This window comes from Aurantimonas sp. C2-5-R2, from assembly GCF_036549495.1.
Taxonomy (GTDB): Bacteria; Pseudomonadota; Alphaproteobacteria; order Rhizobiales; family Rhizobiaceae; genus Aurantimonas; species Aurantimonas coralicida_A.
In genome coordinates, this window is sequence record NZ_JAZHLJ010000084.1 from 1 (window position 1) to 12,963 (window position 12,963).

Annotated in this window: 12 protein-coding genes; 4 read left to right on the forward strand and 8 right to left on the reverse strand. The window is 65.6% G+C overall.

The features are described 5' to 3' along the window. Positions 1–43 precede the first annotated feature (43 nt). The 4 genes from VQ044_RS21015 to VQ044_RS21030 all read right to left on the reverse strand — a co-directional run bounded on the left by VQ044_RS21015 (position 44) and on the right by VQ044_RS21030 (position 3,073). A complete protein-coding gene (locus tag VQ044_RS21015) occupies positions 44–469 on the reverse strand; it encodes an aminotransferase class III-fold pyridoxal phosphate-dependent enzyme (RefSeq protein ID WP_327649424.1) in 426 nt (141 codons plus the stop codon). 23 nt (positions 470–492) lie between these two features. Further along, positions 493–957, reverse strand: coding sequence for an NAD(P)-dependent oxidoreductase (locus VQ044_RS21020; RefSeq protein WP_327625371.1), 465 nt, complete (start codon positions 955–957; stop codon positions 493–495). A 2-nt stretch (positions 958–959) separates the two neighbouring features. Next, positions 960–1,082, reverse strand: a complete 123-nt coding sequence (locus VQ044_RS21025; RefSeq protein WP_327625389.1) for a hypothetical protein — start codon at positions 1,080–1,082, stop codon at positions 960–962. Positions 1,083–1,420: 338 nt separating this feature from the next. Then, a complete protein-coding gene (locus VQ044_RS21030; RefSeq protein WP_327625372.1) occupies positions 1,421–3,073 on the reverse strand; it encodes a thiamine pyrophosphate-binding protein in 1,653 nt (550 codons plus the stop codon). Positions 3,074–3,363: 290 nt separating this feature from the next. On the opposite strand from VQ044_RS21030, the gene VQ044_RS21035 reads away from it, so the two are divergent. Continuing rightward, positions 3,364–4,272, forward strand: coding sequence for a VOC family protein (locus VQ044_RS21035; protein ID WP_327649425.1), 909 nt, complete (start codon positions 3,364–3,366; stop codon positions 4,270–4,272). On the opposite strand, the gene VQ044_RS21040 is transcribed toward VQ044_RS21035, so the two are convergent. The 4 genes from VQ044_RS21040 to VQ044_RS21055 form a co-directional block, all read right to left on the reverse strand. Then, positions 4,197–6,215, reverse strand: coding sequence for a TRAP transporter permease (locus VQ044_RS21040; RefSeq protein ID WP_327625374.1), 2,019 nt, complete (start codon positions 6,213–6,215; stop codon positions 4,197–4,199). The two genes, VQ044_RS21035 and VQ044_RS21040, sit on opposite strands and share 76 nt — an antisense overlap. A 78-nt stretch (positions 6,216–6,293) precedes the next feature. After that, on the reverse strand, positions 6,294–7,322 hold the full coding sequence (locus tag VQ044_RS21045) for a TAXI family TRAP transporter solute-binding subunit (protein WP_327649426.1): 1,029 nt from the start codon (positions 7,320–7,322) through the stop codon (positions 6,294–6,296). Between the two features lie 85 nt (positions 7,323–7,407). After that, positions 7,408–9,105, reverse strand: coding sequence for a thiamine pyrophosphate-binding protein (locus VQ044_RS21050; protein ID WP_327649428.1), 1,698 nt, complete (start codon positions 9,103–9,105; stop codon positions 7,408–7,410). Then, positions 9,102–9,851, reverse strand: a complete 750-nt coding sequence (locus VQ044_RS21055) for a GntR family transcriptional regulator (protein WP_331827759.1) — start codon at positions 9,849–9,851, stop codon at positions 9,102–9,104. Before VQ044_RS21055 ends, VQ044_RS21050 begins: the two co-directional genes overlap by 4 nt. 74 nt (positions 9,852–9,925) lie before the next feature. Between VQ044_RS21055 and VQ044_RS21060 the strand changes: the two genes are divergently transcribed. The 3 genes from VQ044_RS21060 to VQ044_RS21070 are packed head-to-tail and all read left to right on the forward strand — an operon-like array spanning position 9,926 to position 12,884. Continuing rightward, positions 9,926–11,764 carry a gamma-glutamyltransferase family protein gene (locus tag VQ044_RS21060; protein ID WP_327625378.1) on the forward strand — a complete coding sequence of 613 codons (1,839 nt, stop codon included), beginning with the start codon at positions 9,926–9,928 and terminating at the stop codon, positions 11,762–11,764. Positions 11,765–11,780: 16 nt separating this feature from the next. Then, positions 11,781–12,563, forward strand: coding sequence for an SDR family oxidoreductase (locus VQ044_RS21065; protein WP_327625379.1), 783 nt, complete (start codon positions 11,781–11,783; stop codon positions 12,561–12,563). A gap of 6 nt (positions 12,564–12,569) precedes the next feature. Beyond that, positions 12,570–12,884 carry a hypothetical protein gene (locus VQ044_RS21070; protein WP_327649429.1) on the forward strand — a complete coding sequence of 105 codons (315 nt, stop codon included), beginning with the start codon at positions 12,570–12,572 and terminating at the stop codon, positions 12,882–12,884. Positions 12,885–12,963: the final 79 nt, after the last annotated feature.

A 12,963-nucleotide genomic window follows, 5' to 3' on the forward strand; every position in this document is an offset into this window, starting at 1 on the left:
TTCCCATGAAGCACCTCCTGCTCACAGAGAATCAAACCGAACATCAAATGGGAACCCGTCGATTCAAATTATTCGCCGGATGCTCTAGGCGCAGGGCGAGTTGTACCGCCTCGGACCCGCTGCCGGTAAAGCGCACGCGCTCGGCGCAAGGGATCATCTGTGTCATGCGCCGGGCAGCCTCGTACTCCAGCTCGCTCTGGCCACCGTAGAGCAGGCCGGTGTCGAGTTGGTGACGCGCGGCAGCGATCACGTCGGCAGGGCTGTGCCCCAGGATCATGGGCCCCAGTCCCAGGTAATAGTCGATCAGCTGGTTGCCATCGATGTCGAAAAGATACGGCCCCTCTCCCTTCTCGAAAACAAGGGGTGTGGGCGCGACGTCAAGCCGGAAGTTGCTATTGACGCCACCCGGGACGACCGACTTGGCGGCTTGGACCCGGTCGGCGGAACGGGAAAAGTCGAGTTTGGTCATCGTGTCGAACTTTCAGTTGACGGTCAGCTGGAACGTGCGCGGCACGCGGCGGCCTCACGGTCGAGACTATCCAGGTTCACGCAATCGCGGGAACACCCTGTTTGCAGATAGCCAAGGGCGGTCGCGGCGGATTTCCGGCGCAGATCGATCAGGCTGGAGGGGCTGTAGAAGGCCGCGTGAGGCGACAGCACCAAACGGTCGCGGATCGTCGAATAGGGCGCGCGCCAAGCCGTCATCAACGCACTGTCGGGCGCGGGCGGCTCGTGTTCCAGCACGTCCAGCCCCGCCGCGGCGATCTGTCCCGACTGAAGCGCACGGGTCAGGGCGTCGAGATCGACAAGCCCACCGCGTCCGGTGTTGATCGGGATCGCATCGCGTTTCATCTGCGCGAATGTCTCGTCCGTCATCATGTGCCGAGTTTCGGATGTCAGCGGAGTATGCAAGGAGACGATGTCTGACCCGGTCAGCAGCGCTCCGCGATTGTGCAACCTCAGGTCTGGAATTTCACCGACGCCGTCAGCGCGATGGTCAAAACTTCCAGCAGATCATGGCGCTTGGCATTGCCCGTCCGCGGATCGGTGACTTCGGCAAAGCTGGCGGCAAACCAGGACATCGGCGGCTCCTTTCGCAAAGGCCGACATCCGAATCCATTTCAGCTCAAAGCGATACGCCAAATCCCAAATGCGATTCCCCTGGGCGGGAAACGATGGCGGCTATAGCTGATGCTCGACATCCCCCTATCCTACTCCGCTTTCGCTTCGGATCCAGTTAACGTGTCANCGGGAAACGATGGCGGCTATAGCTGATGCTCGACATCCCCCTATCCTACTCCGCTTTCGCTTCGGATCCAGTTAACGTGTCAACGCCGGCTGGAGGCCGATCGCGGGGTCCACCGCAAGCAGCGCCACACGGCGAAGCGGGTGTTCGAGCGGCTTCGGGATGAGCACGGCTTCAAGGGCGGCTATCGCCCCCTTTCCCCGGCAGGATTGCCTCGACGCTCGTCTCCACGAGGATCAACTCGGGTCCGGCCGCCGACAGGAGCGACGGGAGCGCCGACAGATCGCTTCGCGACCGCATGCGCGTGACGTGGAAGCCGAACGCCTCACCGATGAGCTCGAAATCGGGATTGGTGAAGCTCGTCCCGACCGTCCTTCCCGGATAGTCGCGCTCCTGGTGGATCCGGATCGAGCCGTATATTCCGTTCTCCGACAGGATCACCTTGAGCGGAAGCTTGCGCTCCATGGCCACCGATAGCTCGTGGCCGGTCATGAGGAAACCGCCGTCTCCCACGAAGCAGATGACTTGGCGACCCGGCTCGCGCAAGCTAGCCGCGACGGCGGCCGGCACGCCGAATCCCATGGCGCCGGAGATCGGCGCCAGCAGCCGCTGCGGCGGAGAAAAGGGCACGATGCGGTAGACCGGCGCGCTGAAGGTCCCCGCATCGAGCGTGACGATGGCGTCGTCGCTTAGACTCCGGCCGACGATATCGACCAAATCCTCAAAACAGATACCGTCATCGACCTCGATGGATCGTGGTGCCGCGATCTTCCGGCGCTCCACCGCCAGCCGCTCGATCCACGCGTCCCGAACGTTTCTCGGGCTGCTGGGCGAGGGGGAGCCCACCGCTTCTATCAGGGCTCGCGAATCACACGCGATCGCAAGGTCGACTGCGAAATGTGTACCGATCACCGAGGGGTCCGGGTGGACGTGGACGAGCTTCATTTCCGGGCGGACGAGGTGCGGAAAGCTGTAGCCCTGGGTGGTGATATCGCTCAGCCTCGCGCCGAGGACCAGCACGAGGTCGGCATCACGAAGAACGGCCATCTGGCTTGCAGGATTGGCAAGCCCCAGGTCGCCGGCATAGAGTCGGTGAGCATTCGCGAAAAGGTCGTGGCGCCGGAAGGACACCATCAGCGGGATGTTCCAGGCTTCGATGAACTTCCGCAGTGCTTCGCGGCCGCCGGGGCGATCCAGATTGCTGCCCGCGACGACGAGCGGCCGGTCGGCGGTGCGTAGCCACTCGCGCAGCGCAGCGGCATCGGCGGCATCGGGTGCCGCCTTGATCGGCGCTTGCGGACCGACGGGACGAGAATGCGTGACGGAAGTGAGAACATCCTCCGGCACCGAAATCACGACGGGACCCGGAACGCCGGCAGTCGCTACCTGGACGGCACGCAGGATGGTTTCCGCCATTCTGGCCGGATCCGTCACCTCCGCGGTCCACTTGGCGATCGAGCCGAACATGTGCCCGTAATCGATCTCCTGGAAGGAGTCACGGCGAACATCGTTGGCGGCGACCTGGCCGACGATGAGGATGAAAGGTACGCCGTCCTGCTGCGCGGTGTGGACGGCGATGGCGGCATTGCTGGCGCCGGGCCCACGGCTTACCGCGGCGACAGCTGGCCTGCCCGTGAGACGTGCGTCGGCAAGCGCCATGAAGCCGGCCCCCGCCTCGTGCCGACAGACGACCGGGTCGATGTCGTCGCGGCCGTAGAGCGCGTCCAGGAGACCCAGATAGCTCTCGCCGGGAACGCAGAAGAGCCGGTCGATCCCGTTCGAGACGAGACTTTCTACGATAAGCTGGCCAACACTCGCCATTTTCATTCCAATCTCTCGGACGCTTTTCGGAGGAGGAGTGCGGCGCGCCGCAGCGCCTCATCGACAGACAATGCCGGCACTTTCGGGCCGCCGAGCGGGCAGTCGACAGGCATGCAATCCGGCGGCATCGCGAATCCGACCACGACCATACGAACCTTCAGCTTGACATCTCGGGAAAGGAGCGCGGGGCATCGCCATCCGTGATACGGCCTCGACGGGCGCGGCAGGCCGCTCGCTCTGGAGAAAGGCCGCGACGCGACCGTGAGCGGGTTCGAGATCATCAGCGGAGAAGCTCCATGAGCAAGCAGGTGCCGGATCGGGCCGAGACGTTCCTCGACCATGTCGCGCACTTCGTTCCGTCGCTGGATGTCGGGGCAGCCACGCTGGAGCGGCTCGGCTTTCGTCTGACGCCGTTCACGGCGCAGCAGAACTGGACGCCGAACGGCATGGTGCCTGCCGGAATGGCCAATCACTGCGTCATGCTGCGCGAAGGCTATATCGAGTTCCTGACGGCGGTGGCGGATACCGAACTGGCGCGACAATTCCGGGCGGCGATCGCCCGGCATGTGGGACCGCATCTCATCGCCTTCAGCACTTGCGACCTCGATCTGGCGCACGGGATTCTGGAGAGCAACGGATTTCGCCCACAGCCGCCGGTAAACCTCGTTCGACCGGTGTCCGATGCCGACGGACAGCTTCGCGAGGCGCGCTTCTCGGTGCTTCGCGTTCCACCGGAGACGATGCCAGAAGGTCGAATACAGCTTCTGAAGCACCACACGGAGGACATCGTCTGGCAGCCCCGGTGGCTCGGGCATCCCAACGGCATCGTCGGGCTGAAGGCGGTCCTTCTCGCCACTGCGGATCCTGAAGAGTCCGCACGCCGGTTCGGGTGCTTCGTGGGGCGGGTGCCGGTCCGGCGGTATCAGCGGTGGGTCCTGCAGCTCGACCGGGGTGCGTGCGTCTTCATCGAGCATTCTGCGCTGCACCAGGTCGTGCCGTGGGTCCATGCGGCAAAGCCCGCCCCCTGGATCGTCGGCATGGCGCTTGAGAGCGAGGATACCGGCCGGACACGCGAGCACTTCGCGGCCGGCGGTCTTCAGCCGCACGAGACAGCGCCGAGCGAAGCCGTCTACGGTCTGCCGCCGGAACTGGGCGGGTTCGCCACCGTGCTTCCGGCGGGCGCGGACGTGTCGTGGGCCGCCTGAGACCTCCTCCAGCCCATCCACTGCCATCCCAATAGTCCAGCGAAGATGGTAATGCCGAACAGCGATGCCCAGAGGCTGGGATGCAGCAGGCCGAGCGCGGCCGGCAGCAGGACCAGCCGCTCGAACCAATTCAGCGGCCGCAGCAGGTAGCCTTCCAGCATCACGTTGAGAGCGATGATGCCCAGCAACGCCATCGCCGAGACGAATGCGGTGTAGAGGATGCCGGATCCGATGCCGAGGATCTCGGGATGCGCGACGAACAGGAACGGCAGGATGAAGCCGGGAAGGCCCAGGCGCACGGCGATGAAGCTGGTTCGAAAGAAGCTGCCTTGCGCGATCTTCGCCGCCACCAGGCAGCATACCGCGACAGGCGGCGTGATGGCGGAGATATTGGCGAAGAAGAAGACGAAGAAATGCGCTGCGAGCAGCGGCACGCCAAGGCTGACCAGTGCCGGCGCGCCCATCAACGCCACCAGTATGTAGGCCGCTGAGGTCGGCAGTCCCAGGCCGAAGGCCAGGCAGGCGAAGGCTGACATGATGAGCAGCAGAGGCAGGCTGCCGCTGGCGATCTCCAGCATCGCGAAGGATAGCTTCTGCGCGAAGCCGGTGACGGTGAGAAGATCGACGAGCACGCCGATGACCGCGACGACGATGGCGATCTGAGCGCCGGCCTGCGCGCCGCTGTAGGCGGTCCGGCAGATCAGTTGGACGACGTTCGAGACGATGTTGCCGATGCCGCGCCAGGAGAAGACGATCTCGCGCAGGACATAGAGGCCCAACAGGATTGCGGTGGCTTCGAGCGAGGTGCGCCCGGGCAGGTTGCTGTCGAGCAGAACCCAGACCAGATACGTTACGGCGATGAAGAAATGCAGGTTGCGCAGGCAGATACGCCAGAGGCTCTCGCCGGTGTCGAATTCGTCGGCCAGCACGGTGTTGGTGCTCGCGTCAAGGTTCCGCTTCACTGCCCGCAAGTGTACGGCCACCATCAGATACAGGTAATAGATGAGGGCTGGAAAGACGGCGGTGATGATGACTTCGCCGTACGGAATGCCCGTCAGCCCGACGATCAGGAACGCTGCGAGCCCCATCACCGGCGGCGTGATCTGCCCCCCGGTCGAGGCGACCGCTTCGACAGCACCGGCGAACTCGGGCTTGAAGCCGAGCCGTTTCATCAGCGGGATCGTCAGAGCGCCCGTCGAGGCGACATTCGCGACGCTGGAGCCCGAGATCATTCCCATCAGGCCGCTCGAAATGATCGCGATCTGCGCCGGGCCGGCGCGGGTGTTACCGCCGATCCGATAGGCGACGTTCATGATAAAGTCGACGCAACCGGTCGCTTGAAGCGCCGCGGCGAACAGCATGAACGGAAAGATCGTGCCGGCGGAAAGCTCGGCGAGGCTGCCGAGCAGCCCGCTGAAATACGGTATGGACGTGTAGCCGATCAGGCGCGTCAGGTTGATGCCGCCGTGATACAGCAGGCCCTGCGGCATGTGATCGCCGAAATAGCCGTAGAGCAGGCCGACGACTGCGATCAGGCTGACGACCCAGCCCCATTCTCGCATCGAGGCGTAGAGGCACAGCAGCAGGAATCCCGCCGCGACGATGAAGTCGGTGGTGTTCGGCAGGAATGCACGCTGCGACGTCAGAAGATCGTGCTCGCTGAAGACGTACCAGACGACACCGGCGGCCACTGCGGCGAGCGCGAGATGGACGGCTCGCGATACCGCGCTTCCCGTCTTCGCTGCGGCGAAGAGGAAGATGAGGAGCGCCGCGCCGCCCACATGCATGATCTTGAATTGCCCGGAGGGCATGAGGTATTCGAAGATTTGGACGACGTGGCCGAAGACATAGACGAGCGAGACCAGGCCGATGAGCAGGATCAATCGCGGATCACCCTGCTGATCGGTAAAGTAGCCGGCAAGTCGATTAGATCTGGTCCGCATCATCTCGATTCCCGGAAAGCGACGGAAGATTCTCGCAATTGCGGACCGGCTTCGGCCCGGCCCGCAGTGCGACCTGACTTATTGGGCTTCGACCATGTCGTCGGTCCAGACGCCCTTCTCCTTGTAGTATCTCGCGGCGCCCTTGTGGACGGGGAAGCCCTCTACGAGGTATTCGGCGCCGAATTCGAGGTCGACGTCCTCGAACTGCGTGCCGAGGGCGCGGACGTCTTCGGCATTGTCGAAGATCGCCTTCATCACCGTGTAGGCGATCTCCTCCTCGACGTCGGGCGAGGCGGCGAGTACGCCCGAGAAGGACGCAGCCTGGGTTTCTTCCGCGATGCCCTCGACGGCCCCTGCCGGGATGATGCCGAGCGAGATGCCGGGATTGAGCTGCCTGGCCTTGTCCATCACCTCTTGCGGAATCGGCAGGATGCGGACCGGGGTCGTGGCGACCAGTTCCGACAGGATCGGCGACGGGCGGCCGTTTGTCAGCAGCGAGGGGATGCAGTCGACCGCTTCGGCGCGCAGCGCATCGTAGCTCTCGCGCCAGGAGCCGTAGGTCCACTCGATGTCGTCGAGAATGCCCGCGGCCTCGAACAGCACCTCCCACATCGTGGCGGTGGAGCTGCCGGCGGGCGAGGGCATGCAGCGCGTGTCGCGGAGATCCTCGAGCGTCTGAATATCGCTGTCGGCACGCACCATCGGCGTGCAGTTGAACAGTGTATATGCGAACATCTGGTGCACGGTGATCGGCGCGGGATATGGGTTCATCCCCTCCGCCGCCGGTTTCCAGTCAGTGGAGGTGGTCTGGCCGAGCTGGATCACGCCTTCGGCGAAGAGCTGCATGTTCTCGGCGCCGCCGCTCGTGGCCATCGAGGCGTTCTGCAGGTCCGAATGGCGGTTAACCGTGTTGGCCAGACCCTCCATGATGACGTAGCCGGTCGATCCGATGGAGGACGAGCCCCACTGCAGGCTCTGCTGCTGCGCCAGCACGCTGGTGGTGCGGAACGCGGCGGTGCCGGCAGCCAGGCCGGCGAGGCCGAGCCGCAGCGCATCGCGGCGGGAGAGTGGCGGAAGCGAAAGATGCCCCTTGAGATTACGAGTCATTTTGCAGTCCTTTCTGTTCCCTGGTTGATGGTCATTCCTCCGGCAGTTGTCGCCAGGCCCGGCGGCAACTGCCGGCACGTCCGGATCATGCGATCCACTCCGTCACCGGTGCGGCCGCTTCGTGGAGCGGCTGTGTGACGACGTCGACCAGGCTCGGACCGCCGTGCTCGATGGCCGCCGCCAGCGCGCTCCGCAGTTCCGATGGATGCTCGACCCTCCAGGCCTTCACGCCGAACGCCTCGGCGACGCGCGCATGGTTGGTCTGGCTGAAGTCGACCGAGAAATAGCGCTGCCCGAACCCCGAATCCTGGCCGGCCTTGATCCAGCCGAACACGCTGTTGGAGAACACCACCAGCGTCACCGGCGCGCCGGTGCGAACCAGCGTCTCCATCTCGCCGGCATTGAAGCCGAAGCTGCCGTCGCCCATAACCGCGACGCATTTGGCCGAGGGACGGGCATAGTAGGCGCCGAGCACTCCGGGCAGCGAATAGCCGAGCGCCCCATGGGCGCGGTTGCTGATCAGCCGGGCGTTGGGATTGGTCAGCTCGAAATAGGCGGAGAAGTAAGGGCAGGGCGTGCCGGGATCAGCGACCACCACCGAATCCGCCGGCAGCAGCGCAGCAAGGTCGCGAACCACGCGCTCGGGCCGAATCGGCTGTTCGTTGGATTCGGCAAGCGCGTGGAAGCGCGCGAACTTGGCAGCCTTGGCCCGGGCGACCGTTGCCTGTGCTTCCTCGGGCGAGCGTTTCACGCCTCCCAGCTTGTGGTCGACGGCCTCGACCAGCTCCGCCAGCGCCAGCTTCGCATCGCCGACGATTGCCACTTCGGTCGGATAGTTGGCGCCGATAACCGTCGGATCGGCATCGATATGGATGATCCGCTGCCCGAGCGGCGCCGGGTGCCGCCAGCGCTCGGTCGTGACCGATCCGGCGCGGCAGCCGACCAGCACAATGAGGTCGGCTGCATCGACCGCCGCCCGCGTCTCGTCGGAACCGCCGTTCGAGCCGACGACGCCGAGCGCCAGAGGATGGTTGTCGAGGATCGCGCCCTGGCCGCTGATCGACGTCGCGACGATGGCGCCGAGTCGCTCGGCGAGCGCTGTGACCTCGGCGCGCGCGCCCGCGATGACCGGCCCGCCGCCGCAGATCAGCATCGGACGCTTGGCGCCGGCGAGGGCCTCGGCAGCGGCTTCGACGTGTTCGGCGGAGGGGGCGGCGCGCAGCGAGGGGAATTTCCCCAGAACCTTGTCGCCCCACACGTCTTCGGCGTCTACGGGGCCTTTCTGGACGTCGAACGGAAGACCGAGATGCACGGCGCCGGGGCGGCCGGTGGTCATCTGGCGGAACGCGGCCCGCAGCGTGCGCGGCAGCGAGCCGCTCGTCTCGATCACCTTGTTCCACTTTGTCAGCGGACGGAACAGCGCCTCCTGGTCGAGCTCGGTCAGTGCGAACCTGCCACGTGAGCCGACGCCGATATCGGTGGTGATGGCGAGGAGCGCGATGGAGGATTCGTTCGCCTCGACGACCCCGGGAAGAATATAGGTTGCGCCGCCGCCGCTCGGCCCCTCGCAGACGCCGACCTTGCCGGAGACGCGTGCATAGACGTCCGCCATGTAGCTGGCCGAGCGCTCATCGCGCGTCAGCACGTGCCGCATGCCGTGATCGAGCCGGTAGAGCGCGTCGTAGAATGGCAGGCTGGTGTCGCCGCACAGGCCGAAGATGACCTCGACATCGTGCAGTTCGAGCATGCGCACGAGCGCTTCGGCACCGGAAAGCTGGTTCATCGTTTCTCCTCTGACACGGCAACGGGTCTGAGGTCGGCGACCTTCGGTCCATCGCCCATGAAGAGCCGCGCATAACCTTCGCGAATGACCTCGACGATCTGGTCCTGGCGGCGGGTGATGTGGATTCGCGCTACCTCGGCCGCGCGCGCGCTGTCGCGCTCACGGATGGCGTCGACCAGCGCGCGGTGCTCGCTCTGCGTACTGTCTCGGCGGCCCTGCATGTCGACCCAGCGGAAGAAGTGGATGCGGGCATTGATGCTGCCCAGCATGCGCAGCAGTTCCGCATTGCCGGTGACCTCGGTGACCCGCTCGTGAAACCCTTCATCGAACTGCAGGAGTTGCTCGACCGGCGCGGTCTCCTGCGCCTTCACGCTCGCCACGAGATAGGTGTCGATCGCTCCGAACCACTCCTCGTCCGCCCGCTCGCAGGCCAGCCGGGCGACCGTCGTCTCGAGCGCGAGCCGGGCCTCGTAGAGATCGAACACCTCCTTCACGTCGAGCGGCCGAGCATGGAAGCCGCGCCCCCTGACAAGGACGAGCAGCCCTTCCGACCTGAGGCGGTGCAGCGCCTCGCGCAGCGGCGTGCGGCTGACGTCGAGTTCGCGCGCCAGCACACCCTCGTTGAGCCGCTGTCCCGGCTGGAAACGATACGTCATCGCCATCTGTCGCAAGGATGCATAGGCGCGTTGCGACAGATGCAGGTGCGATGCGGCGCCGTTTTGGACTGGATTGGCATTTGGAGCCATGTGGCCATCCGGTATACAGCGATGTATACAGGTCACTATACAGCCGGATCCACACCACGCAACAAGGATCGATCATGACGACGTCCGGAATATTCACGACCCGTCCGGAACTCAAGGGCACGTTCGGAATGGCGGCCTCGACGCACTGGCTGGCGAGCGCGGCGGCGATGGGGATCCTCGAGCGCGGCGGCAATGCGTTCGACGCGGCGGCGGCAGGAGGTTTCCTGCTGCAAGTCGTCGAGCCGCATCTGAACGGCCCCGGCGGCGAGGTGCCGATCCTCGTCTACGACCGACGCGTTGGCAGCATCCAGAGCATCTGCGGGCAGGGCGTCTCGCCGGAAGCGGCGACGGCTCGGCGCTTGCGCGACATGGGTCTCGACCTGGTGCCGGGGACCGGGCTGCTGCCGGCCTGCGTGCCGGGCTCGTTCGGCGCGTGGCTCTTGATACTGCGCGACCACGGCACGATGAGCGTCGCCGATGTGCTGGCCCCTGCGATCCACTACGCCGAGAACGGGTATCCGCTGGTTCCGCCGATCGTCAACGCGCTGCAGGCGGTCGAGGTGCTGTTCTGCGACGAATGGCCGAGTTCCGCCGAAATCTACTTTCCGCGAGCCGGCGTGCCGAAGCCGGGCGACCTGTTCCGCAACCCTGCCATAGCCCGGACCTATCGCCGCGTCATTGCGGAAGCCGAGGCCGGCGGCGGCGACAGGGAACGGCAGATCGAGGCGGCGCGGCGCGCTTGGTACGAAGGCTTCGTGGCCGAAGCGATCGACAGCTTCTACCGCACTGCCGAGCTCATGGATTCAAGCGGCGACAGGCATCGCGGCCTGCTGACCGGCGACGACATGGCGCGTTGGCAGGCGAGCGTCGAGGCGCCGGCGACCTACGACTATCACGGCTACACCGTTGCCAAATGCGGCCCGTGGAGCCAGGGACCGCTGCTGCTGCAGCAACTGGCGCTGCTGCGCGACCTGCCGCTCGCCGAGATGCCGGCGGAGGGGCCGGATTTCGTCCACGCGGTGGTGGAGGCGGCCAAGCTCGCCTTCGCGGATCGCGAAGCCTGGTACGGCGACAGGAAGGATTTCGACGTTCCGCTCGAAGCGCTGCTGTCGGAGCGCTACAATGCAGAGCGCCGCAGGCTGATCGGCGATCGCGCGTCGGTCGAGTTCCGGCCCGGACAGCCGGACGGACGCACGCCGAAGCTGCCGAATTACCGGGTCGCCGACGAGAGCAGCCTGAACATCAACGCCATCCTGGGCGTCGGCGAGCCGACGGTGGCGGAAGCCGGCGAGCCGGTGACGGACCGGGCGGGCGCGTTGCGCGGCGACACCTGCCACATCGACGTCATCGACCGCTGGGGCAACATGGTGGCGGCGACGCCGAGCGGCGGCTGGTTCCAGTCGAGCCCCGTCGTGCCCGGGCTTGGCTTTTCACTCTCGACGCGGGCGCAGATGTTCTGGCTCGACGAGGGCCTGCCGAGCACGCTCATGCCGGGCCGGCGGCCGCGGACCACTCTGACGCCTTCCATGGCGCTCAGGGAGGGACAGCCCTATCTCGCCTGGGGCACGCCGGGCGGCGACCAGCAGGACCAGTGGTCGCTGATATTTTTCCTCCGCCACGTTCATCATGGCCTCAACCTGCAGGAGGCGATCGACGCGCCCTCCTTCCACAGCGAGCATTGCCCGAGCTCGTTCTGGCCCCGCGAGGCCAAGCCGAACGTCCTGGTTCTCGAAGGGCGGTTCCCGCAGCGGACGGTCGATGCGCTGAAGGCGTCGGGTCATGAGGTGACGGTCGGCAAGGACTGGTCGGAAGGGCGTCTGGCAGCCTGCTCCCGCGAGGATCACGGCGGCACGCTTTATCTGCGTGCGGGGGCCAATCCGCGCGGCATGCAGGGCTACGCTGCCGGGCGGTAGACAGGAAGGAGCGGTCATGGACCTCGGATTGAACGGGCGGCGGGCGCTGGTGCTCGCTTCGACGCGCGGCCTCGGCCGCGCCATCGCGACGGCGCTGGCGGCGGAGGGTGCGGTCGTTATGATCTGCGGCCGGACCGGCGCCAAAGAAGTGGCTGCGAGGATCGCCGAGGAGACCGGCGCGGCAGTGCACGGACGCGATTGTGACCTGCACGACCGTAGCGCCCTCGATGCGCTGATCGACGATGCTACCGTGAGAATGGGCGGCATCGACATTCTCGTCCTCAACGGCGGCGGCCCGCCGCCTGCCCCGGCGCTGGCCGTTTCCTCGGATGCCTGGAGCCAATGGTTCGAGCGCATGGTCGGCAATCTCATCCATGCCGCGACGCGATGCCTGCCAGACATGCGTGAACGCCGCTGGGGACGTCTCCTGACAATTGCCTCGTCGGCGGCCGTGCAGCCGATCGCCGGGATGGCACTGTCGAACAGCCTGCGCGCGTCGCTTCTTGCCTGGAACAAGACGGTCGCCGCCGAGATCGCGGCCGACGGCATAACCTGCAACGTCATCCTGCCCGGTCGGATCGATACCGACCGCGTCGCAGCGCTGGATGCGGCCCAGGCGGAACGGCATGCGCGGACTCCCGACGAGGTACGGCAACAGGCGCTGACGACGATTCCGGCAGCGCGCTATGGCCGGCCGGACGAGTTCGGCGCGGTGGGAGCCTTCCTCTGCTCCGACAAGGCCAGTTACGTCACCGGCACTGTACAGCGCGTCGATGGAGGCCAAATTCGCGCGATATAGGCAGTGATGGGACAAGCTAAATCAATTGATCTTCGGTATCGCGGTTTGGACAGCGGCGAACAGCGTCGTGGTGCCGTTCCGCTTGACGACGCCGAGCGCGCGCTGGACACGATGCGACGGCTGCTGGAAGCGGTGAGCGCCAAGGATGTGGCCGAGAAGATCAGCGCGGCGCGCGATACGATCCTGCGCACGAAATACGCTGAGCTGGCCCGCAACGAAGAGCGGCGGAAAACGCAACGCTCCGACATCTCGGTCGATACCGTGGCAGGGCTGATTCCATGGCGCGAGGTCGTGGAGGCGTTGACAGGCTTGACACGTTAGCTGGATCCGAAGCGAAAGCGGAGTAGGATAGGGGGATGTCGAGCATCAGCTATAGCCGCCATCGTTTCCCGCCCGAGAT